Source organism: Capnocytophaga catalasegens (genome assembly GCF_026005215.1).
In the GTDB taxonomy this organism is placed as follows: Bacteria; Bacteroidota; Bacteroidia; order Flavobacteriales; family Flavobacteriaceae; genus Capnocytophaga; species Capnocytophaga catalasegens.
Genome location: NZ_BPMA01000087.1, coordinates 1 through 261, shown reverse-complemented (window position 1 = coordinate 261; position 261 = coordinate 1). Strand labels below are relative to the sequence as shown.

The 261-nt window shown below is 41.8% G+C and carries 1 protein-coding gene; it reads left to right on the top strand.

Going from position 1 to position 261, the window contains the following annotated elements; genetic code table 11:
- Window positions 1–261 (top strand): DUF4280 domain-containing protein (locus tag OO775_RS13840; protein ID WP_264847816.1); only part of this gene is annotated, 261 nt, incomplete at both ends.

Here is a 261-nt window from a genome sequence, read left to right as displayed (position 1 = left end):
AACTTACCGTAACAAGTCAGGACTTTGTAACTATTGAGGACAAGCCTATTGCTACTGAAGGAGACAAACAGGCCAATGTGAATATAATGCCTTTTGGTCAGTGCAGGCTAAAGCCTACCACAAGTGGTTATCTGCCTTGTATGCCTGCTCCTACAAAATGGGAACAAACAACTGAGAAAGATACTATCAACGATTTAAAAATCCTCACTGAGAAAAGCACTTGCCAGTGTGCTGTAGGCGGTAAAATATCCGTTACCCATA